This window comes from Burkholderia territorii, assembly GCF_902833055.1.
GTDB lineage: Bacteria > Pseudomonadota > Gammaproteobacteria > Burkholderiales > Burkholderiaceae > Burkholderia > Burkholderia territorii.
Map to the genome: position 1 here is coordinate 1 of NZ_CADFEJ010000159.1, position 433 is coordinate 433.

At 70.4% G+C, this 433-nt stretch carries 1 protein-coding gene; it reads right to left on the minus strand.

Annotated elements, in window-relative coordinates; genetic code table 11:
• Window positions 1-61: 61 nt before the first annotated feature.
• Window positions 62-319, minus strand: a complete 258-nt coding sequence (locus HW466_RS31515; RefSeq protein WP_176316186.1) for a hypothetical protein — start codon at window positions 317-319, stop codon at window positions 62-64.
• Window positions 320-433: the final 114 nt, after the last annotated feature.

Here is a 433-nt window from a genome sequence, read left to right on the forward strand (position 1 = left end):
AGCCGGCTGCTTCCGGGTTCGGCTGCTTCCAGCCCTGCCTGCCGGGCCGCTTCGGCGGCCGTCATGAAAAACCCGCCGCGAGGCGGGTTTTTTGTTGGCGGCGCGGCTTGTCGCGGGCTGCGGCCGCCCGCCTGCGCCGGCGGCCTTCGCGCTCGCGCCGCGCTGCGCGCCCGATCGTCGGCCGTATCCGGTCGAACGCGAAAAGCATAGCGCCAGCAGCGTCAATTGCATCGCAGAAATGATTGGAACGGTGCCGGCGCGCAATCTCTATAGCCGGGCGGTTTCGTGCCACTGCATCCGACTCGTAGAGGTGATTCATGCCGCGTTTCCGTTCCGTCCTGACCGCCGCGCTGGCCGGGCGTGCTGGTGGCGCGCGCGCTCGAGCGCCTGGTGCTGGGCGGCGTGCCGGCCACCGCGATGGCCTATCTGGCCG

Bases quoted from the DNA above. Each gene is read 5' to 3' on its own strand.
- HW466_RS31515 (WP_176316186.1), bottom strand. From the start codon at position 319: ATGAATCACCTCTACGAGTCGGATGCAGTGGCACGAAACCGCCCGGCT.